This window comes from Serratia sp. NCCP-200, assembly GCF_059697885.1.
The window spans coordinates 144,781-169,257 of sequence record NZ_BAAKUJ010000002.1 but is presented as its reverse complement, the minus strand read 5'-3'; the positions used below and the strand labels follow the sequence as shown (position 1 = coordinate 169,257).

The window sequence follows — 24,477 nt, the reverse complement described above, 5'->3', positions numbered from 1 at the left end:
GCAAGACGACGGGTATACGGCCAACGAAACAGGACAACGTCTAATGTCTAAAATTTTTGATTTCGTAAAACCAGGTGTCATCACAGGTGATGACGTGCAGAAAGTCTTCGCAGTTGCCAAAGAGAACAACTTTGCACTGCCAGCGGTAAACTGCGTGGGTACCGACTCCATCAACGCAGTGCTGGAAACAGCAGCCAAGGTGCGTGCTCCAGTAATCGTTCAGTTCTCTAACGGCGGTGCTGGCTTTATCGCGGGTAAAGGCATCAAAACTGACGTGCCACAAGGTGCTGCGATCCTGGGCGCAATCTCTGGCGCACATCACGTGCATCAGATGGCTGAGCATTACGGCGTGCCAGTGATCCTGCACACCGACCACTGCGCGAAGAAACTGCTGCCATGGTTAGACGGCCTGTTGGACGCGGGTGAGAAGCACTTCGCGGCGACCGGTAAGCCACTGTTCTCTTCACACATGATCGACCTGTCTGAAGAGTCACTGGAAGAAAACATCGAAATTTGCAGTAAGTACCTGACCCGCATGGCGAAGATCGGTATGACCCTGGAAATCGAACTGGGCTGCACCGGCGGTGAAGAAGATGGCGTAGACAACAGCCACATGGACGCTTCTTCCCTGTACACTCAGCCACAAGACGTTGATTACGCGTACGAAAAACTGAACGCTATCAGCCCGCGCTTCACCATCGCTGCCTCTTTCGGCAACGTACACGGTGTTTACAAGCCAGGCAACGTGAAACTGACCCCAACCATTCTGCGTGATTCTCAGGACTATGTTTCCAAGAAACACAACCTGCCGCACAATGCGTTGAACTTCGTGTTCCACGGTGGTTCAGGTTCTACCGCAGCAGAAATCAAAGAAGCGGTCAGCTACGGTGTAGTGAAAATGAACATCGATACCGACACCCAGTGGGCAACTTGGGAAGGTATCCTGAACTACTACAAAAAGAACGAAGGCTATCTGCAGGGCCAACTGGGTAACCCAGAAGGTGCCGACAAGCCGAACAAGAAATACTACGATCCACGCGTATGGACTCGTGCTGCCCAGACTTCCATGATCACCCGTCTGGAACTGGCATTCAAAGAACTGAACGCGGTAGACGTGCTGTAATAGCGTCCCTCCGTTCATGTCGCTAAAAGGCTCCCGAGGGAGCCTTTTCTTTTTTTGTGCAAAGCTATCTAGGCACCCATTAACCCAGTCAGCTACCCCAATAATCCCGCCCCGACGTTAATCGACAGCCCCAGGATCAAGATATTGAAGACAAAAGCGATCACCGATTGCAACAGGGTGATTTTACGCACGTCCGCGGTGCCCACTGCCACGTCGGCGGTTTGGGTTGCCACGGAAATGGTGAAGGAGAAATAGGCGAAGTCCCAATAGTTTGGCTCCGTCAGCTTGCCGGGGAACAATAGCGGTAACACCTCCGTAACGGCCCGCTGGTGGTAAAACAGGTGGGCGTAGTGCATGGTGAAGGCCGTGGGTAACAGCAGCCAGGAAACTACCAGTGTGGAGCCGGTCAGGGCCAGGTGCAGCGTTTTCAACGTGCCGCTGACGTGTTTGGCGGTGCTCAATTCAAACAGGATGGCCAGAATGCTCACCACGCAGCCCAAAGTGACCATCGCCAATACCTGGCTTGCACTCTCGTCCTGCTTGCGTGCCAATTGCCGGGTACGTTGTGGCGTGCAGCCCAGCATCAGGTGCCAAAGGCACAGTAAATAGATCCATGCCATCACGTTCCAACCAACGATCAAACGTTGCAGCCATGGGAGATGCGCAGGAAGCAGCCCGACACACACAAGCCCAGCACCTACCGAAATCAATAATCTGGGGCGCACTTGCCAATAGTGTTTAAGCGAGGTGGAAATGGCGATCACGATAAGCTCTCCTTGTCCCGTAAATTCATTTCTATCATAGTTGAAATCAGGTTAACCCGAGATTTATTCAGGTTATACCCGCTAAAACCGGTGGAAAATTTTACCCGTAGTGGTTGGCACTGCGGCAAAATGTTGGTTACCCTTAGCTGTGGTTGGTTTATTGGCCCTGTTTTGCCAGTATATTTTGCTCATTTTCCCCGCACGGGGATGTCAAGTAGGACGTCAGAATGGAAGAACTTAACGTAGTAGAAGGCATTAACAATGCCAGCAGTTGGCTAGTCAATCATCAGGATATGCTGATCCAGTATGCGGTGAATATTGTTGCCGCGATCGTGATTTTCATTATTGGTTCAGTAGTGGCTCGCGCAGTGAGTAATGCGCTCAGCCGCGTGATGAAGCTGCGTGGCATCGATGCCACCGTGGCAGATTTCCTGGCTGCGATGGCACGTTACAGCATCCTGGCGTTTACCTTTATTGCGGTGCTGGGGCGTATTGGTGTCCAGACCACCTCAGTGATTGCCGTGCTGGGGGCCGCTGGCTTGGCTGTGGGGTTGGCGCTGCAAGGCTCCTTGTCCAATTTTGCCGCTGGTGTGCTGCTGGTGGCCTTCCGTCCGCTGCGGGCCGGGGAGTTTGTCGATTTGGGTGGCGTTTCAGGTACGGTAGATCAGGTGCAGATCTTCTCCACCACGCTGCGTACTTCAGATAACAAAACCATTGTGGTGCCGAACGGTAAAATCATTGCGGGCAATATCATCAACTACTCCCGTGAGCCAAACCGCCGTGTGGATATCGTGGTCGGTGTGGCCTATGACGCCGATATCGATCTGGTGAAGAAAGTGTTGGGTGACGTGATCGCGGCAGATAAGCGCATCATGCACGATAAAGGCGTGACGGTTCGCCTCAATGAAATGGCACCTTCTTCACTGAACTTTGTGACTCGCTCCTGGACCACCAATGCCGAGTACTGGAACGTGTACTTTGATCTGATGGAAAACTTCAAGCGTCAGTTGGATGCCCACCAGATCGGTATTCCATTCCCGCAGATGGACGTGCATGTACGCCATGTAGCGAAAGCGGCAGAGCAGCCGGAGTAATGATCTGACGTTCCCTCACCTTGTGTGAGGGAACGGATTTCAATCAAACAAACGGTGCTAACGGATCGGCGGCGGCAAAGGCCACTTCACGTTCTGCCTGTGGGGGATAGATCAACTCGTTGGTAATGGAGACTTTGATTTTCTTTCCCTCTTCTTGGGTGAATTTCACCACCTGATCCCAACCTTCGCTGTAAACCGCACCCCATGCTCCAAGATCCAGACAGGTAACGTAATTCACCTGGCGGTAGGGTAGGGGGTCAATACCGATCAGATCGGCGACGACGTTATGGCCGACAAAGCGCCCTAACATAATGGCGTGCTGGCAGGTCATTAGGGCGTGATTGCCCTGATCGTCTGTACTGGCAAAGGCGACATCGCCGGTGGCATAAACCGCGTTCTGCCCAATCACTCTTAAATGCTGATCGACATGCAGCCTGCCTTGCGGATCGCGCTCACCCGGGATTTGCCGGGTTAACGGGCTGGCCTGCACGCCCACGGTTAAAATCACGGTGCTGGAGGCGACATGTTCGCCGTTTTTCAGCGTCAGCCCGCTCTCGTCAATGGCCTTAATCTCGCTATTCAGCCGCCACTCGACGCCTAACTCTAGCGAGGCTTGGCTAATCACGTCGCGCAGTTGCTCGCTGTAACGGCCTCCCGGCACCGGGCTGCGATCGACGACAATCACACGAATTGCAGCAGAGTCACCGAGGATCGCCCGTAAGCGTGCAGGCATTTCGGTGGCCACCTCAATACCGGTAAAGCCGCCGCCACAAACGATGACGGTATTACGTGCGGCGCTGTCAGGCTGATCGGCCAACGCAGCAAGATGCCGCTCCAGGCGGGCTGCGCTTTCCATTTGATCGACGTCGAAGGCGTACTGCTGTGCTCCAGGCAAGGCATGAGCGATGTGGCTACCGGTCGCCATGATCAGGCGATCGTAACGTACGGCAGTCAGTTGGTCCTGCTCGTTGTGGTACCAAACCTGCTGGCTGGCGCTATCAATCTCACTGGCAACCCCAGCGATAAATTTTACTCCGGTTACTGCGAATAATGGCAGCAGCGGAGCGGCGTAGTTCTCCACCTCGGACTCATAGAAACGGGGGCGAATACGCAGCTCTGCCTGAGGGGACAGCACGGTGATCTCGATATCGTGACGACCATGGAGATCGGTTAATCGTGCCGCGCTCAATGCCGCCCACATCCCTGCAAAACCGGCACCCAGGATAAGAATTTGTTGTTTCATGCAGTCACTCCGCTGTTGTTTCATCTGTAAATTGGCTTAATCCTTAACTGCGACTATATTGATCGTAGTTAATGTCATCAAGCCTTTTACACTCAATCGTTGGCGGGATTTATTTAATTATTTGAATTTTATGTTGTTTTAATTTTATTCGGTGTGAGTGTCAGCTGGCATTGCATCGTTGAGGAGAAGAAATTACTATTTAACTCAGAGTCAATCGTGCGGAGAAAACATGGCGTTCTACAGTTCCGGGGTGGAGTATGGCATCCATAGCCTGATGTGTATGGTCGATAGCAAAGGCGAAGGGCGTGAGATGAGCGTGCGCGAAATCGCCGAATTGCAGGGCGTGCCTTATGACTACCTGGCCAAGATATTCACCAAGTTTTCCAAGGCGAAGTTGGTTGAAAGCAGCGAGGGTAAGGGCGGCGGCTTCCGGCTGGCCAAACCGGCCGATCAGATCACCGTACTGGATATCGTGGCGGCTATCGACGGTGAAAAGGCCATCTTCGACTGCAAAGAAATCCGCCAACGCTTGGCCGTCTTTGATGAACCTGCGCCTGACTGGGCCTGTGAAGGCATCTGCGGCGTGCGCCAGGTGATGAATATTGCCCAGCAACGTATGGAAGAGGCGCTATCGCAGCATACCGTGCTGGATCTGGTGCGGCGGATGCTGAGAAAGGCGCCGGATGTCTTCCCGATCCAGATTGAAGAGTGGATAGATCATCGCCGTAACGATTGAGCATTAGTATGACTGATGCCTGATTAGAAATATCCATTTCCCCTAATAATTTTCTCTTCGTATGATGCGCGTGTTGAACAGCACATGCCGCTTTCCCGGTGCTGATATTTCCAGAAGGAACACCATGTTAGCCATCTATCTGCAAGGCTTTGCCTTGAGCGCCGCGATGATCCTGCCGCTTGGCCCACAAAATGTGTTTGTGATGAACCAGGGGATCCGCCGCCATTATCATCTGATGACCGCCTCGCTGTGCGCATTGAGCGATATCATTCTGATTTGCGCCGGTATTTTTGGCGGTAGCGCCTTGCTCAGCAGTTCACCTATGCTATTGGCGTTGGTGACCTGGGGAGGCGTTGCTTTCCTGCTGTGGTACGGCTGGGGGGCTTTCCGCACCGCGTTTAGCCAACATATGGAGCTGGCAGCGGCGCAAGAGATGAAGCAAAGCCGCTGGCGCATTGTGGTGACCATGTTGGCCGTTACCTGGCTGAACCCGCATGTATACCTCGATACCTTTGTGGTGCTCGGCAGCCTGGGAGGGCAACTGACGCCAGACATTCGTTCCTGGTTTGCCCTTGGCGCGGTCAGCGCTTCGGTCGTCTGGTTCTTTGCCTTGGCATTGCTGGCCTCATGGCTGGCGCCGTGGCTGAAAACCCTGACGGCACAACGGATTATCAACGTTCTGGTCGGGCTGGTGATGTGGGTAATTGCACTGCAACTGGCCTGGCATGGCGCTAATTTATAGCTTTTTGTCACTAATCCGAATTTAAGAGGCCGTGGGATGTGTTAGCTTTGAAGGTAAGCATTTAGTCATTCAAGGAGACACTGTGAAGCTTAAAGCATTGGCCATAGCCGCAATGATTGGATTAGGCACGTTACCTCTGGCGCTGCAGGCAGCAGAAGTACCTGAAGGGCCGCATGTGGTCACTTCCGGTACGGCCAGCGTGGACGCCACCCCGGATATTGCTACGCTGGCGATCGAAGTCAGCGTCTCTGCCAAAGATGCCGCCCAGGCGAAAAAACAGGTTGATGAACGCGTAGCGCAGTATTTTGACTTCCTGCAGAAAAACGGCATTGAAAAGAAAGATATCAATGCGGCCAACCTGCGTACTCAGCCAGAATATGACTATCTGAAAACCGGTGAATCGCAGCTGAAAGGCTACCAGGCCGTGCGCCAGGTGCAGGTAACCTTGCGCCAGTTGGATAAACTCAACGAGCTGTTGGACGGTGCGCTGAAATCGGGTTTGAACGAAATTCGTGCGGTTGAGCTTGGGGTAGCCAAGCCAGAGGTTTATCGCGAGCAGGCACGTCAGAAAGCGATTGAAAATGCCACTCAGCAAGCCGCTTCGTTGGCGCAGGGCTTTAAGGCCAAGCTGGGGCCGGTGTACAGCATTCGCTATCACGTTGCCAACTACCAGCCGATGCCGGTAGCTCGCATGTTTAAAGCCGCTTCTGCGGCACCGGAAAGCGATGCCGCTCAGACTTACGAGCAACAAAGCATTCACTTCGACGATCAGGTGGACGTGGTGTTCGAGCTGAAAACCAACGCCGCGCAGTAAGCAATCTCTTACCTGGGCGCGGCGTCATGCTGCGCCTTTAATCCTGCCTTAACACCTGATGCCCATGTGACAGCAGTGCATCGGTGACCTTACGCATCATGCGGCTTTCCGGTGCAAAGCGGTGCCAGAACAGCATACGGCGCTGGAACAGGCCCGGTGTCAGGTCGATCAGTTCTCCGCTGGCCAGCTCTCTCTCAATCTGCAAATGCGGGATCATACAGCAGGTGGTGCCTTGCCGTGCCAACTGAACAAATGCCTCTGACGAGTTAACGATATGGCAGGGAACGCTGCCCGGCGAGAGATCGAAGTTCTGCTGTAAAAACGCCTGATGCATATCATCAAGATGATCGAATGCCACTGCCGGTGCCTTCAGCAGGGCGGAACGGGTCACCCCGTTGGGGAAATAGCGATCGGCAAAGGCCTTCGACGCGACGAACAGATAGTCCAGCGCGCCTAACCGATCGACCAGGCAGCTTGGCAGCGGCTGCGGTTGGATACTGACCGCGCCCACCACTTCCCCCCGGCGCAGACGTTCCTGCGTGCGGGTTTCGTCTTCCACCTGTAAATTCAGGCGCACCGGGGAATCGGCCAGCACCGGTTTTAGCGCCGGTAACAGCCAGGTTGCCAGGCTGTCGGCGTTGACCGCCAGTGACAGCAACAGCGGCGTATCGACCCCATTGTCATTCCCTAACCACTCCTCTTCCAGCAGCTCGACCTGATGCAGCAAGGCCAGCAGTTTTTGACCCTGCTCGGTTGGGCGCGGTGGTACGGTGCGTACCAGTAGCGGTTGGCCGAACAGGTTTTCCAACTGTTTGATGCGCTGGGATACCGCCGATTGGGTGATACAAAGTTTTTGTGCCGCGCGCTCAAAGCCACGCTCACGGATCACCGCGTCCAGCGCTTGCAGCGTTCTATAGTCTGGGCGTTTCATCGGAGAGAAGATCCCTTTTAGTAAATTGATTCAGGCACTATGCCACATTTTTGCACTTTCTCAGGTGAAAAAATCCCGCCGCTCTTTTCAGCGCGGGCGTCGTAGGGAGGAGCAGAAATGTGCGTCAGGTTAAATAAGTGTGTTTTAGCCTAAGTTGCCGTCAGTGATTTACCCTATAATACGCACACGTTTTCGTACATAGGCAATGAGCACATCATGACTCAGGATGAACTGAAAAAAGCGGTAGGTTGGGCAGCATTGGAATACGTGAAGCCTGGCACTATCGTGGGCGTGGGCACCGGCTCTACCGCGGCTCACTTTATTGATGCGTTGGGTTCGATCAAACACCAGATCGAAGGCGCGGTATCCAGCTCAGACGCGTCGACCGCCAAGCTGAAAAGCCTGGGGATCCACGTTTTCGATAGCAATGAAGTGGATTCGTTGGATATCTACGTGGACGGTGCCGATGAAATCAACGGCCACATGCAGATGATTAAAGGCGGTGGCGCGGCTCTGACCCGTGAGAAGATCATTGCTGCCATTGCCCGCCAGTTTATCTGCATTGTCGACTCCACCAAGCAGGTTGATGTGCTGGGTAAATTCCCGCTGCCGGTAGAAGTGATCCCGATGGCCCGTTCCTATGTAGCGCGTGAGTTGGTCAAGCTGGGCGGCCTGCCGGAATATCGCCAGAACGTTGTAACCGATAACGGCAACGTGATCCTGGATGTGTACAACCTGGAAATCCTCGATGCCATCGCGTTGGAAAACAAAATCAACGGCATTGCTGGCGTGGTTACCGTTGGCCTGTTTGCCAACCGTGGCGCGGACGTCGCGTTGGTTGGCACACCGGATGGCGTAAAAAAAGTGGTCAGATAATCTGGCCGTAAAGCGGTGAGCCTGCTGACAAAGTCTCAGCCGGCTCGCCGCTTTTTACTGGCTTACGGTCCGCCACGCATAATTCTTGTCTTAAAATATCTTTTCTTAAAACGGGCGAATTTGGTGACATATGTCACATTGCGTGAATAACCTCCGTTAAGCTTCTGCCTAAATCTTTCCCAATGGCATTTTCCACCAGAAAGCACCGACATCGCTGAGCCTTGTGCTAACGGGCAGGCAATCGTTTGTATTGCCGGGCGCGTTATTTTTGTTATGTTGGAGGGACGTGCTGTTGATTTTGGGTTGCTGCCGGTCTGGCGGTAATGTGAAAGCTATACCCTCTGGATTTCAAGCTGTCGCTTGGAATATGACGGGTATAAAGGGGAAAACAGCCGCTTCTGAAGTCTGATTATAGGGTCGGGTAAATGGCAAAAGTATCATTGGAGAAAGACAGGATTAAGTTCCTGTTGGTAGAAGGGGTTCATCAGAGCACCGTAGATAACCTGCGTGCTGCCGGATATAGCAACATCGAATATCACAAAGGTGCGTTAGACACCGAAGCGCTGAAGGCATCGATCCGTGATGCACACTTCGTGGGTATCCGATCGCGTACGCATCTGTCCGAGGAAGTTTTCGCGGCCGCAGAGAAGCTGGTCGCGGTGGGCTGTTTCTGTATCGGCACCAACCAGGTTGATTTGAAAGCAGCGACCAAACGCGGTATTCCGGTGTTTAACGCGCCTTTCTCCAATACTCGATCCGTGGCCGAAATGGTGCTGGGTGAGCTGCTGTTGATGCTGCGCGGGATCCCAATGGCCAACGCCAAGGCACACCGTGGCCAGTGGCAGAAACTGGCCGTGGGCTCGTATGAAGCGCGGGGCAAAAAGTTGGGGATCATCGGCTACGGCCACATCGGGACTCAGCTTGGCATCCTGGCGGAAGGCCTGGGGATGAAGGTGTTCTTCTACGACATCGAGAACAAGCTGCCGTTGGGTAATGCCCAACAGGTGCGTCATCTGTCCGACCTGCTCAATATGAGCGACGTGGTTACGCTGCACGTGCCGGAAACGCTGTCGACCAAGAACATGATCGGCACCGAAGAGCTGGCGCTGATGAAGCCAGGTGCGATCCTGATCAACGCCTCACGTGGCACCGTGGTAGATATCCCGGCACTGTGTAACGCCTTGGCGAGCAACCATCTGGCTGGTGCGGCAATCGACGTGTTCCCGGAAGAGCCGGCAACCAACAGCGATCCGTTCAATTCTCCACTGTGCGAGTTCGATAACGTGCTGTTGACGCCGCATATCGGCGGTTCAACCCAGGAAGCGCAGGAGAACATCGGTGATGAAGTGGCTGGCAAGCTCGCGAAGTATTCCGATAACGGCTCAACGCTGTCCGCGGTCAACTTCCCAGAGGTATCGCTGCCAGCTCATGGCCCGAACGCCAGCCGTTTGCTGCATATTCATGAAAACCGTCCAGGCATCCTGACGCAGATTAACCAGATCTTCGCCGAAGAAGGGGTGAACATCGCGGCCCAGTATCTGCAGACCAGCTCGGAAATCGGCTACGTGGTTATCGATATCGAAGCGGAAACCGAACGTGCTGATGCCGCGTTGCAACGTATGAAAGCGATCGAAGGGACTATCCGCGCCCGCTTACTGCTCTAGTCGGTAACCGACGGAAAACACCAAGGCCGGAGCAATCCGGCCTTTTGCTATGCGGAGATTGGCCAGGCCCAGGTTTGTGATGGGGTGATAATCTCTGGCAGAGGGATATCCCATTGCTCCACCGGCAGGGCGCTAACTTGTTGGCAATCGTGCGCAATCCCCAGCGGATAGGGGCCTGCGTGTTGCCAGTTTTGTAAGGTGCGATCGTAAAACCCGCCGCCCATCCCCAGACGTTGCCCTGCCGAATCGAAGGCGACCATCGGCGTCAATACCACATCCAACAGTGGCACAGGTAAGACGTGGCGGACATCGAGCGCTGGCTCAAGGATTTTGAAGCGGTTACTCACCAGTGGCGTTTGCGCAGTGTAATGCAGGAACAACAGGTTACCAGGGCTGAATGGATGCAAAACGGGCAGATACACCCGTTTACCCAGCTGCCACAGCCGCTCGATCAGCGGGCCTGTATCTAGTTCGCCATCAAAAGAGAGAAACGCCGCAATGTGTCTGGCTGCCTGAATGCGTGGATGTTGCGCAATATTGCTGGCCATTTGCTGGGCGAAATCATGCTGTTGAGCGGGCGTTAAGGCACGGCGTCGTTGGCGTATTTCGTTACGGATGAGTTGGCGTTGCTGAGCGAACTGAGGTTGCAAAGACATAGTGTTAGATTCGCCAGTAGTGGTGAGTTAACACACTGAAAACGCAGGTGAAGGGATCTCCGAGATGCCGTCGCAGGCTGTAACCCTTGAACCCATGGTTCAAGGTGAACGTGCTGTCACAATCTTAAGGCTTCTCGGACGGGCCGAGCATGCACACCGATCGTGGATCATCACATTCTGTTGGTACTAAATATCGGCTCAGGGGACTGGCCCGCTGGCAAACATCTCAGAGAAATTTTTCACTCATTGTCGGAGCCTTCAACTCCAGCAACTTAAGTTATTCGAATTGTGCATCCTGACGTTCAGAGATGCGACCCTGTTCAAGCAGCGCTTGTTCAATGGTCTGTTGCAGCATACGAATTCGTTGTTCCATATTGGCCGCATAGTCACGCGTTTTCAAGCGTTCTTGAGCAAGTTCGTGACAGACGTTCAATGCTGCGATAAATACGAGCTGCTCTGTATTTGTGACTCTAGTGCGAACTTTAAGATCTTGCAACCGTTGGTTAAGATCTTCTGCTGCCATGTTCAACGCATCTTGTTGTTCTGGCGGGCAATTGACTCTTAACGAGCGGCCAAAAATTTGAATATCTACCGGTTGTGCAGACATGCCACCTTCCTGCCTAAATTTCGCGCCAGCACCGGTCAGCCATTGCCGGGCCACCGAAGCGGGCGCCACTATATATACCTGGGTACCAAGATTCAACACTTTTTCAGTACCTGGTTGTAATCTACCGCGCCTAACATTACCAAACAAAAAACGGTTGCAAAATGCGTATTTACCGTACGTTTGCCCGGACTGCGCTGATTATAACTAGCCACTGAGGTGTTGCCTCAACTGGTATACCAACGGACCTTGGTGGTAGCATAACACGAACTTATCCTGCCAACGATGACGAATGCGCATGTCTATACAGAATACATTTCCAAGTTACCAATCTTTGACCGTGGCTCTTAACCAGCAGGCGGTTGCTTTGACCGCAGCCGAGATGCACGGTTTGATCAGTGGCCTCCTGTGCGGTGGCAACCGTGATGCCAGTTGGCAGACGCTGGTGTTTGATCTGACCAACGAAGGCATTGCCTTCCCGCAGGCGTTGAGCCAACCGTTACAGCAACTGCATGAAATCACCCGTGATACGCTGGAAGATGACGAATTCATGTTCCAACTGATGATGCCGGAAGGCGAAACCGTCAGCGTATTTGACCGTGCGGATGCCTTGGCAGGTTGGGTAAACCACTTCCTGTTGGGGCTGGGCATGATGCAGCCGAAGCTGGCGCAGGTGAAAGATGAAGTGGGCGAGGCGATCGACGATCTGCGTAATATCGCTCAACTGGGTTATGACGAAGGCGAAGACCAGGAAGAACTGGAACAGTCGCTGGAAGAAGTGGTGGAGTACGTGCGCGTTGCTGCGCTGCTTTGCCATACTGAATTTACCCGCCAGAAACCGACGGCCCCGGAAAATAAAAGGCCAACGTTGCACTGACCGGCGGATCCCACGTCCGTTGGCCGAGAGCGCTGATAACCCCTACTGACTGCGTTCAGCAGGTGGCATAAACCGATTTCAGGAGATGTGATGACCCAGCAGGAATTCCATAAACGCCGTCAGGCTTTGTTGGCACAGATGGCTCCGGCCAGCGCGGCAGTGATTTTCGCCGCACCGGAAGCGACGCGTAGTGCAGACTCTGAATATCCTTACCGTCAGAACAGTGATTTCTGGTATCTGACCGGTTTCAACGAGCCGGAAGCGGTGTTGATCCTGGTGAAGAGTGATGAAACTCATAACCACAGCGTGCTGTTCAACCGCGTACGCGATCTGACGGCAGAAATCTGGTTTGGCCGCCGTTTGGGTCAAGACGCGGCTCCGGCCAAGCTGGGGGTAGACCGCGCGCTGGCCTTCGACGAAATCAACGATCAACTGCACCTGCTGCTCAACGGCCTGGACGTGGTGTATCACGCGCAGGGGCAATATGCCTATGCCGATGAAATCCTGTTCGGCGCGCTGGATAAACTGCGTAAAGGCTTCCGCCAGAATCTGGAAGCCCCTGCAACCCTGACGGATTACCGTCCGTGGCTACATGACATGCGCCTGTTCAAATCGGCAGAAGAAGTTGCCGTTATGCGCCGCGCCGGTGAGATCAGCGCCATGGCGCATACCCGTGCGATGGAAAAGTGTCGCCCGGGCATGTTCGAATATCAGCTCGAAGGGGAGATCCTGCACGAGTTTAACCGCTTGGGTGCTCGCTTCCCGTCTTATAACACCATCGTCGGCAGCGGAGAAAATGGCTGCATCCTGCATTACACCGAAAACGAATGTGAAATGCGTGACGGTGATTTGGTGCTGATTGATGCCGGTTGTGAATATCGTGGTTATGCTGGCGATATTACCCGTACCTTCCCGGTTAACGGCAAGTTCAGCAAGCCGCAGCGTGAGGTATATGACATCGTGCTGGAGTCGATCAACAAGGCGCTGGAAATGTTTAAACCGGGTATCAGCATTCGCGAAGTGAACGATCAGGTCGTTCGCATCATGATCGCCGGATTGGTTGAGCTGGGCGTGATGAAGGGCGACGTGGAACAGCTGTTTGCCGAGCAGGCACATCGCCAGTTCTTTATGCACGGCCTGAGCCATTGGTTGGGGCTGGATGTGCATGACGTGGGCCACTATGGCTCAGCGAGCCGCGATCGCGTGCTGGAGCCAGGCATGGTGTTGACGGTAGAACCTGGCTTGTATATCGCACCGGATGCTGATGTGCCGCAGGAGTATCGCGGTATCGGTATCCGCATCGAAGATGACATCCTGATCACCCAGGACGGTAATGAGAATTTGACCGCCAGCGTGGTGAAGGATGCCGACGCGATTGAAGCCCTGATGGCGGCGGCCAGATAACATGAGCGTAATCATTGTGGGCGGTGGGATGGCGGGCGCTACGTTGGCGCTGGCGATTTCATCTTTGACTCAGGGCAAGGTGGCCGTCGATCTGGTGGAGGCAACCCTGCCAGACGATCGTGCGCATCCTGGCTTTGATGCACGGGCTATTGCTTTGGCGCAGGGAACCTGCCAACAGCTGACGCGTATCGGCGTTTGGGCTGCGTTGCGGGACTGTGCCACGGCGATCACTCACGTCCACGTCAGCGATCGCGGGCATGCCGGTTTCGTGAACCTGCATGCGCAGGACTATCAGGTGGAGGCGTTGGGGCAGGTGATTGAACTGCACGACGCTGGGCAGCGGTTATTTGCCCTGCTGGCAAAGGCCCCAGGGATCACCCTGCATTGCCCGGCTAAAGTGGTCGATGTGCTGCGTACCGTCGATCGCGCTGAAGTGCAGTTGGATAACGGGCAGCGCCTGACGGGCCAGTTGCTGGTAGCGGCGGATGGTTCACGTTCGGCGCTGGCGCAGGCCTGCAATATCCAGTGGCAGCAGAGTGATTACCCGCAGTTTGCCACCATTGCCAACGTTTCGACGGCCGAGGCTCCGCAAGGGCGGGCGTTCGAACGTTTCACCCGCTACGGGCCGTTGGCGCTGTTGCCGATGTCTGGCGGGCGTAGCTCGCTGGTGTGGTGCCACGCTCGGGAAGCTCGTCAGCAGGTCGATAGCTGGAGTGATGAGCGTTTTCTCAGTGAGCTGCAACAGGCCTTCGGCTGGCGGCTGGGCAAGATGTTGAAGGCGGGTAAGCGCCACAGTTACCCCCTTAGCCTGCTGAGGGCCAATCAGCACGTTAGCCATCGTCTGGCGCTGGTTGGCAACGCGGCGCAGACGCTGCATCCGATCGCCGGGCAGGGATTCAACCTGGGTTTGCGAGACGTGATGTCGCTGGCGGAAACCCTGGCAGAAGCCGCGCAGGCTGGCACCGATCTGGGTGCCTATGCGCTATTGAGCCAGTATCAGCAACGTCGGCAACAGGATCAGCAGGCGACCATCGGCGTCACCGATGGTTTGATACGCCTGTTTGCCAATAGCTACGCGCCGCTGGTTGCCGGGCGTAATCTGGGGCTGATGGCAATGGAGCAGCTACCGGCCATGCGCGATGCCTTTGCCAAACGCACGTTAGGTTGGGTTGAACGCTAATTTTTCCCTTAGCTATGTGCTGAAGTCGGTCAGAATGTTGACTGTTATCACCGTACCAACTCCCCCTCCTTTGGGAGAGGGTTGGGCCGAAGTTGGGATGAACACTAATTTTTGCCCTACCTGTCTTGCTGATGTGGGGCAATATTTTGAAAAAGTCACCAAATCAGCTCCCTCTCCCTGTGGGAGATAGTAGGGCCTAAGTTGGGATGAACACTAATTTTTGCCCTACCTGCCTTGCTGATGTGGGGCAATATTTTGAAAAAGTCACCAAATCAGCTCCCTCTCCCTGTGGGAGAGGGTTGGGGTGAGGGGCAAATTTAAGGAACTCAAGCAGCATGCAATCATTTGATGTGATTATCGCCGGTGGCGGTATGGTGGGATTGGCACTGGCCTGCGGCTTACAGGGCAGCGGCCTGCGCGTCGCGGTGCTGGAACAACGGCAGCCGGAATTATCGCCGCTGCCAGAACAACCCGCGTTGCGCGTATCTGCCATTAACGCCGCCAGCGAGCGCTTGCTGCAAAGCATTGGCGTGTGGGATGAGATCCGCAACCTGCGCGCCAGCCCGTATAACGCGATGGAAGTCTGGGATCGTGACAGCTTCGGCAAGATCGCGTTTCGCGGCGACGAATGTGGTTTCAGCCACCTCGGCCATATCATTGAAAACGAGGTGATCCAGCAGGCTCTATGGCACAAGGCGGCCACCTTGGCCGACGTGACGCTGCTCGCTCCGGCCGCGCTGAAACAGGTGGCATGGGGGGAAAACGACGCCTTCGTCACGTTGGAAGATGGCCGCATGTTAACCGCCCGGTTGGTGATCGGTGCCGATGGAGCCAACTCCTGGCTGCGCCAACACGCCGATATCCCGCTGACCTTCTGGGACTACCGCCACAGCGCGCTGGTGGCCACCATTCGCACCGAAGAGCCCCATCTGGCTACGGCGCGTCAGGTATTTCATGGCGAAGGGATCCTGGCCTTCCTGCCGTTTAGCGATCCACATTTGAGTTCGATCGTCTGGTCGGTTGCGCCAGAAGAAGCTGAACGGCTGCAACAGCTGGAACCGGAAGCCTTTAACCGCGAACTGGCGATGACCTTCGATATGCGTTTGGGTAACTGCCAGCTCGAAAGCGAGCGGCTGACCTTCCCGCTTACCGGGCGATACGCTCGCAGCTTTGCCGCCCATCGTCTGGCGCTGGTGGGGGATGCGGCACATACCGTGCATCCGCTGGCCGGGCTGGGCGTAAACCTGGGCTTTATGGACGCCGCCGAGCTGATATCCGAGCTAAAACGCCTGCAACGTCAGGGCAAAGATATCGGTCAACACCTGTATCTGCGCCGTTATGAGCGCCGCCGCAAGCACGGTGCCGCAGTGATGCTGGCGAGTATGCAAGGGTTTCGCGAACTGTTTGCAGGTCATAACCCGGCGAAAAAACTGCTGCGTGACGTGGGCTTAAGGCTGGCCGACAGCCTGCCGGGCGTGAAGCCGAAGCTGGTGCGGCAGGCCATGGGGCTTAACGATCTGCCGGACTGGCTCGCCTAGTCAGCTTGGGGCTGACAAACCTCATTATGGGGCGCGGCATGCTGCGCCCGCTAATCTGCATGTTTACCCGTCATCGATTTCCCTTATACCTCCCTTCGTTTGAGAAATTCTAATTTCAGGCAGAATTTATCATTACTTTTTCTAATTCCATGGTCGGTTATCAAAAACCGAAAATCTCTATCCCAGCCTCTGTTTGTTATGTAACTTCGGATTTTTGCCGCTTTAATTGTTAATTTTGTGCCTCAAAGCGCATTTTTCCAGTGAAAAACTCTGCAAACTAACGCGGCATTTTATCGTCCCTGAACCCGGTCGAGCCTATTTTAACTTATGGTTAATAGGGGCGTTCGGTGTTAACGTCAGGGGAAAGGTATCGTTTGCGTCGTTGATCATTGGCGAGGCAATTTGTGTTGAGCAGCCAGCGTGTTTCGCGCAATCAGGCCCGCGAGCTACACCCGCCTTATTGCGTAATAACACCCTGTCTTCGGCTACTTGAGTGGAAAGAGGGAAAAGATGGCAAAGCAAACCCCACTGTACGACCAGCACGTGGCGTGCGGTGCGCGCATGGTTGATTTTCATGGCTGGATGATGCCGCTGCACTATGGCTCCCAGATTGATGAACACCACGCCGTGCGTCAGGATGCCGGCATGTTCGATGTCTCCCATATGACCATCGTGGATCTGCACGGTGCTCGTACCCGTGAATTCCTGCGTTACCTGCTGGCGAACGATGTCGCCAAACTCACTCAATCGGGTAAAGCGCTGTATACCGGCATGCTGAATGCGTCCGGCGGCGTGATCGACGATCTGATCGTCTATTTCTTTACCGAAGACTATTTCCGCCTGGTGGTGAACTCCGCCACCCGCGAAAAGGATCTGGCCTGGATCGAACAGCATGCGGCTCCGTTCAACGTTGAGCTGACGGTGCGTGACGATCTGGCGCTGGTTGCGGTGCAAGGCCCACAAGCCAAAGAGCGCGCCGCCACCTTGTTTACCCCAGAACAGAAGCAGGCTGTGGAAGGCATGAAGCCGTTCTTCGGCGTGCAGGCGGGGGATCTGTTTATTGCTACCACCGGCTATACCGGCGAAGCGGGCTATGAAATTGCCCTGCCGAAAGAGCAGGTGGTGGATTTCTGGCAGAAACTGCTGGCAGCAGGGGTGAAACCTGCCGGCCTGGGCGCCCGCGATACTCTGCGCCTGGAAGCCGGTATGAACCTCTACGGCCAGGAAATGGACGAAGGCGTTTCACCGTTAGCCGCCAATATGGGCTGGACCGTTGCCTGGGAACCGCAGGATCGTCAGTTTATCGGCCGTGAAGCGTTGGAGCAGCAGCGCGAAAAAGGCACCGAACAACTGGTCGGCTTGATCATGACGGAAAAAGGCGTATTACGTAATGAGCTGCCGGTACATTTCACCGATGCGAACGGTCAACCCCAGGTTGGGGTGATCACCAGCGGTTCTTTCTCACCGACCCTGGGCTTCAGCATTGCGCTGGCAAGGGTTCCGGCCGGTATCGGTGAGCAGGCTATCGTACAGATCCGCAACCGTGAAATGCCAGTGAAAGTCTGTAAGCCAGGTTTTGTACGTGCCGGTAAGTCACTGATCAATTAGTTTTTATTCTTTGAAGGAGTAGCAGGCCAATGAGCAATGTGCCAACAGAATTGAAATACGCCACCTCCCATGAGTGGGTGCGTGACGCAGGCAACGGCGAATACGTTGTTGGTATCACCGAACACGCGCAGGAACTGCTGGGCGATATGGTGTTTGTCGATCTGCCGGAAGTCGGCACCACGGTTTCCGCGGGTGATGACTGTGCCGTCGCAGAGTCGGTCAAGGCCGCTTCCGATATTTATGCGCCAATCAGCGGTGAGATCATCGCGGTTAACGGCGAACTGGAAAGCTCCCCGGAGCTGGTCAACAGCGAGCCATACGGCGAAGGTTGGCTGTTCCGCATCAAGGCGTCCGATGCGGCAGAGCTAGACAAGCTGCTAGATGCGGGTGCTTACCAGGCCTCCATCGACGAATAATCACTATCACGCCCCACCACCCTGTGGGGCGTTTTGCAGTTCAGGCTATATCCCGTACCCCGCAAGCATTCAGGAATTTGTAGCAATGACTCAGACACTCAGCCAACTTGAACACAGCGAAGCGTTCATCGAGCGCCACATCGGCTCTTCCGCAGAGCAACAGCAGCAGATGCTGGAAGCCGTGGGCGCTCGCTCGCTCAGCGCGCTGATCCAACAGATTGTGCCAGCCGATATCCAACTGCCAGGGCCTCCGCCGGTAGGCGATGCGGCCACGGAACATCAGGCGCTGGCCGAACTGAAGGCAATTGCCTCACAGAATCAGCGCTACAAATCCTATATCGGTATGGGCTACAGCGCGGTGCTGACGCCGCCGGTGATCCTGCGCAACATGCTGGAAAACCCAGGCTGGTATACCGCTTATACCCCTTATCAGCCGGAAGTGTCGCAAGGCCGCCTTGAGGCGCTGCTCAACTTCCAGACGCTGACCCTCGATCTGACCGGGCTGGATCTGGCCTCTGCCTCCTTGCTGGATGAAGCTACCGCTGCAGCAGAAGCGATGGCGTTGGCCAAACGTGCCAGCAAACTGAAAGACGCCAACCGCTTCTTTGTGGCTGACGATGTGCACCCACAAACGCTGGACGTGGTACGTACCCGTGCCGAAACCTTTGGCTTTGACGTGATCGTCGATAAACCGGCGAAGGTGTTGGAGCTGCAAGGCGTGTTTGGCGTACTGCTGCAACAGGTTGGCACTACCGGTGAATTGCACGATTACAGCGCCCTGTTGGCAGAGCTGAAAACGCGCAAAATCATCACCAGCATGGCTGCCGATATCATGGCGCTGGTGCTGCTGACAGCACCGGGCAAGCAAGGTGCCGACGTGGTATTCGGTTCTGCGCAACGCTTCGGCGTACCAATGGGCTACGGTGGCCCACACGCGGCGTTCTTCGCCTGCCGTGACGAATTCAAACGCTCGATGCCGGGCCGTATTATCGGGGTATCACGCGATGCTGCCGGCAATACTGCGCTGCGCATGGCGATGCAAACCCGTGAGCAACATATCCGCCGCGAAAAGGCCAACTCGAATATCTGTACTTCGCAGGTGCTGCTGGCCAATATCGCCAGCCTGTATGCGGTGTACCATGGGCCACAAGGCCTGCAACGTATCGCCGGGCGCATCCATCGCCTGACCGATATCCTGGCCGCTGGCCTGCAACAAGCGGGTCTGACACTGCGCCATAAAACCTGGTTCGACACGTTGACCGTGGAAGTGAAAGACAAAGCGGCGGTGCTGGAACGCGCGCTGGGCTTCGGCATCAACCTGCGTACCGATATCCACGGGGCAGTCGGCATCACGCTGGATGAAGCCACTTCCCGTGAAGATGTGCAGACGCTGTTTGCCCTGTTGGTCGGCGATAACCACGGTTTGGATATTGATGCGCTGGATGCTGCCGTGAGCAAAAACAGCCAGTCGATCCCTGCGGCCATGCTGCGTAAAGATCCGATCCTCACGCATCCGGTGTTTAACCGCTATCACAGCGAAACCGAGATGATGCGTTATATGCACCGTCTGGAGCGTAAAGATCTGGCGCTGAACCAGGCGATGATCCCGCTGGGCTCCTGCACCATGAAGCTGAACGCCGCTGCGGAAATGATCCCGATCACTTGGCCTGAATTCTCTGAACTGCACCCGTTCTGCCCACCAGATCAGGCCGCAGGTTATCAAGTGATGATTGGGCAGCTTTCCCAATGGTTGGTGCAACTGACCGGTTACGATGCGGTGTGCATGCAGCCCAACTCGGGCGCTCAGGGTGAGTATGCCGGTTTGCTGGCGATCCGTCGCTACCATGAAAGCCGCAACGAGGCTGGGCGTAATATCTGCCTGATCCCAAGCTCGGCGCACGGTACCAACCCGGCTTCTGCCCAGATGGCGGGCATGGGCGTGGTGGTTGTGGCCTGTGACAAGAACGGCAACATCGATCTGCACGATCTGCGGGTGAAAGCCGAGCAGGCCGGGGAAGCCTTGTCCTGCATCATGGTGACCTACCCGTCAACCCATGGCGTGTATGAAGAAACCATCCGCGAAGTGTGCCAGATCGTGCATCAGTTTGGCGGCCAGGTTTACCTGGATGGTGCCAACATGAACGCGCAGGTGGGGATCACCACGCCGGGCTATATCGGTGCGGACGTATCGCACCTCAACCTGCATAAAACCTTCTGTATCCCTCACGGCGGTGGCGGTCCAGGCATGGGACCTATCGGCGTGAAGTCTCACCTGGCGCCGTTTGTTCCAGGCCACAGCGTAGTGCAGATTGATGGCGTTACCACTCAGCAGGGCGCGGTTTCTGCGGCACCGTTCGGCAGCGCCTCTATCTTGCCGATCAGCTGGATGTATATCCGCATGATGGGCGCGGAAGGACTGAAGCAGGCCAGCCAGGTGGCGATCCTGAATGCCAACTACATCGCAACCCGCCTGAAAGACGCTTATCCGGTGCTGTATACCGGCCGCGATCACCGCGTGGCGCACGAATGTATTCTGGATATTCGCCCGCTGAAAGAAGAGACAGGCATTAGCGAAATGGATATCGCCAAGCGTCTGATCGACTACGGTTTCCATGCGCCGACCATGTCGTTCCCGGTGGCAGGCACGCTGATGGTTGAACCGACCGAGTCGGAAAACAAGGTGGAGCTGGATCGCTTTATCGATGCGATGCTGGCTATCCGCAGCGAGATTGACCGCGTGCAGCAAGGCGAATGGCCACTGGAAGACAACCCATTGGTTAACGCACCGCACGTGCAGGCGGAACTGGTTAACGACTGGCAGCATGCTTACAGCCGCGAGCTGGCGGTATTCCCGATAGCTGGCGTGCGTGAGAATAAATACTGGCCGAGCGTGAAGCGCCTGGATGATGTCTACGGCGATCGTAATCTGTTCTGCTCTTGCGTACCGATGAGCGACTACGAATAACACCATCTGCCAAAATGATGATCGAGGGACACGGCATGAAGCCGTGTCCCTTTTTTATTGCAGCACCGCAGCAATTGCGGTTCACTGATTAATCTACCGTCGAGCAGCAAGTTGCCTGACTTGCTTGCGTAAATACCCGCTATCGTTTCTGATCTCAATAGCAAGGAACAATAATGACAAAAGTAGTGTTAGTGACCGGTGCCAGCCGGGGCATAGGCCGCGCGACGGCATCATTATTGGCCCAGCAGGGCTATGCGGTGGGCGTCAATTATCTGCGTGATAGTGCTGCTGCTGAGTTAGTGGTGGCGCAGATCCGCCAACAGGGTGGCAAGGCGATGGCTCTGCAAGCAGATATCGCCGAGGAAGCTGAGGTGGTGGCGATGTTTGCCGAACTGGAAGCCACGTTGGGGCCAATTGATGCACTGGTCAATAACGCAGGTATTCTGTTCCAACAGGCGAGCATTGAGCAACTCACCGCCGAGCGGATCAATAAGGTGCTGACGACCAACGTCACCGGGTATTTTCTCTGCTGCCGCGAAGCGGTAAAACGTATGGCGTTACGCCATGGTGGGCAGGGAGGAGCGATCGTCAACGTGTCTTCCGCTGCGTCGCGTCTGGGGGCTCCGTGGGAATATATCGACTATGCGGCTTCAAAAGGGGCGGTGGATACGTTAACTACCGGTCTGGCGTTGGAAGTCGCAGCACAGGGGATACGCGTCAACTGCGTAAGGCCAGGTTGTATTTACACCGAGATGCATGCCAGCGGAGGAGAGCCGGGGCGGGTAGATCGGGTGAAGTCAGCGTTGCCAATGCAACGGGGTGGTCAGCCAGAGGAAGTGGCGCAAGCTGTTGCCTGGCTGCTTTCCGATGCGGCGTCCTACGTCACTGGCACTTTTATCGAAGCCGCTGGCGGGCGTTGAATCAGCAAGGGCGCCATCGGCGCCCCTCATCGATTACTTCAACCAGCCTTTACGCTGTGCATCCTGCAAATGCAGCTCCAAATGTTGCCACAGCTCGGGATGGATATCGGCAATCATCGTATTACGGTCCAATACCTGTTGCAGGCTGATATCATTTTCAACCCAGCTCTGACCGCCGTTGTGCAGGTTCATCAGCATTGGCATGCAACGATCCAGCACCAACGCGAAGCGGGCATCGGCGCTTTCGCCTGCTTCATACTCCTGCCACAGCGCGGTGAAAACCCCACGTTGTGGTTCCGGCAATATCCCGAATAACCGTTTTGCCGCCGCCACTTCCTGGTCGTGGATCGCCGCTCGTGCCGCCAGATCGTAAACCATGACGTCACCGGCATCGATCTCGACGATATCGTGCAGCAGGGCCATCTGGATCACGCGCTGAATATCCACCTCATCGCTGGCATAAGGGGCCAGACTCAGGGCCGCAATGGCAAAGTGCCAACTGTGCTCGGCCGAGTTTTCCTGACGCTGGGTGCCCATCACCTTGGTACGGCGTTGCACGCTTTTAAGTTTGTCGATTTCCATCAGAAACTGGATGGTTTGAGTCATGGAGCCAAAGTCTAACGCGGGTACAGCGGATGACATGGTACGAACCTCGAGGTGAATGATGGGATACCCGCCGTCTTCCAGCCGTAACTGAAATCCATAGGGTGCAAAGCATATCGATTGTAGCCCAGCGGGCTGAGGATTTCGATGTTAGCGTGGTGTTACAAGCGCTCACAGTTTTATTTTAGCGTACACGTGTACACTGGAATCGTTCTCAGTTAATCTCATTTGCAGTTAATTCGCACAATATGCGTTGTTTTTGAGGGGTTGCGCTTTATGGGGAAAAAGGACGAAGTGAAAGTCGGGGCCGACCAGTTGCCCGCCACGGCTTATCCATGGGCAGAGGAAATTGCCAACAGCATCAGCCACGGTATCGGCTTGGTGTTTGGGATTGTCGGCCTGGTGCTGCTGTTGGTTCAGGCGGTAAACGACGGCGCTGGGGTAACGGCCATCACCAGCTATAGCCTGTATGGCGGCAGTATGATCCTGCTGTTCCTGGCTTCCACGCTGTACCATGCTATTCCACATCAGAGAGCCAAGCACTGGCTGAAAAAATTTGACCACTGCGCCATCTACCTGCTGATTGCCGGAACCTATACGCCGTTCCTGCTGGTGGGGCTGGACTCGCCGTTGGCGCGGGGGCTGATGGCGGTGATCTGGGGGCTGGCGTTGTTCGGCGTGATTTTCAAACTGGCATTTGCGCACCGTTTCGAGGTGTTGTCGCTGGTGACCTATCTGACTATGGGCTGGCTATCACTGATCGTAATCTACCAGTTGGCAATGCGCCTGGAAATCGGAGGGGTAACCTTACTGGCGGTAGGGGGCGTGGTGTATACGCTAGGGGTGATTTTCTACGCCTCGAAACGCTTTCGTTTTGGCCATGCGATCTGGCACGGTTTTGTGCTCGGCGGCAGTGTGTGCCACTTTATGGCGATCTACCTTTACGTCTAACCCGCCCACCTGTTGTTGATATATTGCCAAAGCGTTTCTTTTGGGTTAAAAAGAGGCGCTTGTTTCTTTCGGGTATCCAGCAAGCCTTAGCTTTATTTCTGAGCCCGCCAAACCCCTCGCTTTCAAGTCGCAGGGGGTTGGCTGCGCTTGCTGCTGGCTGACCTGCATCTTGAGATCTATGGGGTATTTGCACCTCCCGGTGCCTTTAATCATTACCCAGGACCCTTCACTATGATCGTTCGTTTATCCAAAGCCCTGCTGGTTTGTGCTATCGCGCTATTTGCCTCACTGGTAGCCTTTGGCAATATCACCGATTACGACACCAACTTTGCCTTCGTACGCCATGTTTTTATGATGGATACGATCTTCCCTGATGCCACTATCACCTATCGCTCCATCCAGTCGCCATGGCTGCATCAGGTGGGGTATATCGGCATTATTGCGTTGGAAACCCTCACCGCGATTTTGTGCTGGATTGGGGGGATCCGTCTGCTGCGCGGCCTGAAACTGCCTGCGGCCAGCTTTAACCGGGCCAAGACCTTTGCCATTGCAGGGTTGACGTTAGGCTTCCTCACCTGGCAGGTGGCCTTTATGTCGGTTGGTGGCGAGTGGTTTGGCATGTGGATGTCAAAACAGTGGAACGGGGTGCCCGATGCCTTCCGCTTCTTTGTCACTATTTTGCTGGTGCTGATTTATCTGGTGCCGCGTGATGGGGAATTGGACGATTAACTCGTTTGGCCGCAGGCGCGATGCCTGCGGCCAAACCAC

The 24,477-nt window shown here is 55.2% G+C and carries 23 protein-coding genes and 1 other RNA gene; 17 read left to right on the top strand and 7 right to left on the bottom strand.

The window, feature by feature from the left end; translation table 11 throughout:
• Positions 1–43 precede the first annotated feature (43 nt).
• Positions 44–1,123 (top strand): class II fructose-bisphosphate aldolase, encoded by a 1,080-nt coding sequence (fbaA, locus tag AC6HVW_RS06060; RefSeq protein WP_021179781.1) that lies wholly within the window; start codon positions 44–46, stop codon positions 1,121–1,123.
• 92 nt (positions 1,124–1,215) lie between these two features.
• On the opposite strand, the gene AC6HVW_RS06055 is transcribed toward fbaA, so the two are convergent.
• Positions 1,216–1,884 (bottom strand): DUF1345 domain-containing protein, encoded by a 669-nt coding sequence (locus AC6HVW_RS06055; protein ID WP_071682032.1) that lies wholly within the window; start codon positions 1,882–1,884, stop codon positions 1,216–1,218.
• Between the two features lie 230 nt (positions 1,885–2,114).
• Between AC6HVW_RS06055 and mscS the strand changes: the two genes are divergently transcribed.
• Complete coding sequence (gene mscS / locus AC6HVW_RS06050) at positions 2,115–2,981, top strand: small-conductance mechanosensitive channel MscS (RefSeq protein ID WP_071681944.1); 867 nt, start codon at positions 2,115–2,117, stop codon at positions 2,979–2,981.
• A 43-nt stretch (positions 2,982–3,024) separates the two neighbouring features.
• Here mscS and AC6HVW_RS06045 read toward each other — a convergent pair whose 3' ends face one another.
• The gene (locus AC6HVW_RS06045; protein WP_497569304.1) at positions 3,025–4,224 is read right to left on the bottom strand and encodes an NAD(P)/FAD-dependent oxidoreductase; all 1,200 of its coding nucleotides are present in this window, start codon (positions 4,222–4,224) and stop codon (positions 3,025–3,027) included.
• 229 nt (positions 4,225–4,453) lie between these two features.
• Here AC6HVW_RS06045 and AC6HVW_RS06040 point away from each other — a divergent pair, with 229 nt between their 5' ends.
• The 3 genes from AC6HVW_RS06040 (at position 4,454) to AC6HVW_RS06030 (ending at position 6,516) form a co-directional block, all read left to right on the top strand.
• Entirely contained in the window at positions 4,454–4,960 is a 507-nt protein-coding gene (locus AC6HVW_RS06040; RefSeq protein WP_021806214.1) for an RrF2 family transcriptional regulator, read from the top strand.
• A gap of 124 nt (positions 4,961–5,084) precedes the next feature.
• The gene (gene argO / locus AC6HVW_RS06035) at positions 5,085–5,702 is read left to right on the top strand and encodes an arginine exporter ArgO (protein WP_071681940.1); all 618 of its coding nucleotides are present in this window, start codon (positions 5,085–5,087) and stop codon (positions 5,700–5,702) included.
• An 82-nt stretch (positions 5,703–5,784) separates the two neighbouring features.
• Positions 5,785–6,516 (top strand): oxidative stress defense protein, encoded by a 732-nt coding sequence (locus AC6HVW_RS06030; protein WP_071681938.1) that lies wholly within the window; start codon positions 5,785–5,787, stop codon positions 6,514–6,516.
• Positions 6,517–6,553: 37 nt separating this feature from the next.
• On the opposite strand, the gene AC6HVW_RS06025 is transcribed toward AC6HVW_RS06030, so the two are convergent.
• Positions 6,554–7,447: a LysR family transcriptional regulator ArgP gene (locus AC6HVW_RS06025; RefSeq protein WP_021179788.1), complete on the bottom strand. Its 894-nt coding sequence runs from the start codon at positions 7,445–7,447 to the stop codon at positions 6,554–6,556.
• 216 nt (positions 7,448–7,663) lie between these two features.
• Between AC6HVW_RS06025 and rpiA the strand changes: the two genes are divergently transcribed.
• The gene (gene rpiA / locus AC6HVW_RS06020; RefSeq protein WP_024530750.1) at positions 7,664–8,323 is read left to right on the top strand and encodes a ribose-5-phosphate isomerase RpiA; all 660 of its coding nucleotides are present in this window, start codon (positions 7,664–7,666) and stop codon (positions 8,321–8,323) included.
• Between the two features lie 425 nt (positions 8,324–8,748).
• Positions 8,749–9,987 carry a phosphoglycerate dehydrogenase gene (gene serA / locus AC6HVW_RS06015; protein WP_021179789.1) on the top strand — a complete coding sequence of 413 codons (1,239 nt, stop codon included), beginning with the start codon at positions 8,749–8,751 and terminating at the stop codon, positions 9,985–9,987.
• A gap of 47 nt (positions 9,988–10,034) precedes the next feature.
• On the opposite strand, the gene AC6HVW_RS06010 is transcribed toward serA, so the two are convergent.
• The 3 genes from AC6HVW_RS06010 to zapA all read right to left on the bottom strand — a co-directional run bounded on the left by AC6HVW_RS06010 (position 10,035) and on the right by zapA (position 11,250).
• A complete protein-coding gene (locus tag AC6HVW_RS06010; RefSeq protein WP_071681934.1) occupies positions 10,035–10,643 on the bottom strand; it encodes a 5-formyltetrahydrofolate cyclo-ligase in 609 nt (202 codons plus the stop codon).
• Between the two features lie 52 nt (positions 10,644–10,695).
• Positions 10,696–10,879: non-coding RNA, 6S RNA (ssrS, locus tag AC6HVW_RS06005), on the bottom strand.
• 41 nt (positions 10,880–10,920) lie between these two features.
• A complete protein-coding gene (gene zapA, locus AC6HVW_RS06000) occupies positions 10,921–11,250 on the bottom strand; it encodes a cell division protein ZapA (protein ID WP_021179791.1) in 330 nt (109 codons plus the stop codon).
• 295 nt (positions 11,251–11,545) lie between these two features.
• On the opposite strand from zapA, the gene AC6HVW_RS05995 reads away from it, so the two are divergent.
• The 8 genes from AC6HVW_RS05995 to AC6HVW_RS05960 all read left to right on the top strand — a co-directional run bounded on the left by AC6HVW_RS05995 (position 11,546) and on the right by AC6HVW_RS05960 (position 22,155).
• Positions 11,546–12,124, top strand: a complete 579-nt coding sequence (locus AC6HVW_RS05995; protein WP_024486381.1) for a YecA/YgfB family protein — start codon at positions 11,546–11,548, stop codon at positions 12,122–12,124.
• Between the two features lie 90 nt (positions 12,125–12,214).
• Positions 12,215–13,528, top strand: coding sequence for a Xaa-Pro aminopeptidase (pepP, locus tag AC6HVW_RS05990; RefSeq protein ID WP_071681932.1), 1,314 nt, complete (start codon positions 12,215–12,217; stop codon positions 13,526–13,528).
• Position 13,529: 1 nt separating this feature from the next.
• Positions 13,530–14,708 (top strand): 2-octaprenyl-6-methoxyphenyl hydroxylase, encoded by a 1,179-nt coding sequence (ubiH, locus tag AC6HVW_RS05985; protein WP_071681930.1) that lies wholly within the window; start codon positions 13,530–13,532, stop codon positions 14,706–14,708.
• Positions 14,709–15,043: 335 nt separating this feature from the next.
• Positions 15,044–16,246 (top strand): FAD-dependent 2-octaprenylphenol hydroxylase, encoded by a 1,203-nt coding sequence (gene ubiI, locus AC6HVW_RS05980; RefSeq protein WP_497569303.1) that lies wholly within the window; start codon positions 15,044–15,046, stop codon positions 16,244–16,246.
• A gap of 510 nt (positions 16,247–16,756) precedes the next feature.
• Complete coding sequence (gene gcvT, locus AC6HVW_RS05975; RefSeq protein ID WP_059201694.1) at positions 16,757–17,854, top strand: glycine cleavage system aminomethyltransferase GcvT; 1,098 nt, start codon at positions 16,757–16,759, stop codon at positions 17,852–17,854.
• Between the two features lie 29 nt (positions 17,855–17,883).
• Entirely contained in the window at positions 17,884–18,270 is a 387-nt protein-coding gene (gene gcvH, locus AC6HVW_RS05970; protein ID WP_021806203.1) for a glycine cleavage system protein GcvH, read from the top strand.
• Between the two features lie 85 nt (positions 18,271–18,355).
• Positions 18,356–21,235, top strand: coding sequence for an aminomethyl-transferring glycine dehydrogenase (gene gcvP / locus AC6HVW_RS05965; protein ID WP_071681928.1), 2,880 nt, complete (start codon positions 18,356–18,358; stop codon positions 21,233–21,235).
• 173 nt (positions 21,236–21,408) lie between these two features.
• The gene (locus tag AC6HVW_RS05960; protein ID WP_071681926.1) at positions 21,409–22,155 is read left to right on the top strand and encodes an SDR family oxidoreductase; all 747 of its coding nucleotides are present in this window, start codon (positions 21,409–21,411) and stop codon (positions 22,153–22,155) included.
• Positions 22,156–22,188: 33 nt separating this feature from the next.
• Here AC6HVW_RS05960 and AC6HVW_RS05955 read toward each other — a convergent pair whose 3' ends face one another.
• Entirely contained in the window at positions 22,189–22,797 is a 609-nt protein-coding gene (locus AC6HVW_RS05955; protein ID WP_071681924.1) for an HD domain-containing protein, read from the bottom strand.
• 237 nt (positions 22,798–23,034) lie between these two features.
• Between AC6HVW_RS05955 and trhA the strand changes: the two genes are divergently transcribed.
• Complete coding sequence (trhA, locus tag AC6HVW_RS05950; protein ID WP_071681922.1) at positions 23,035–23,709, top strand: PAQR family membrane homeostasis protein TrhA; 675 nt, start codon at positions 23,035–23,037, stop codon at positions 23,707–23,709.
• A gap of 231 nt (positions 23,710–23,940) precedes the next feature.
• Positions 23,941–24,438 carry a DUF2165 family protein gene (locus AC6HVW_RS05945; protein ID WP_071681920.1) on the top strand — a complete coding sequence of 166 codons (498 nt, stop codon included), beginning with the start codon at positions 23,941–23,943 and terminating at the stop codon, positions 24,436–24,438.
• Positions 24,439–24,477 lie beyond the last annotated feature (39 nt).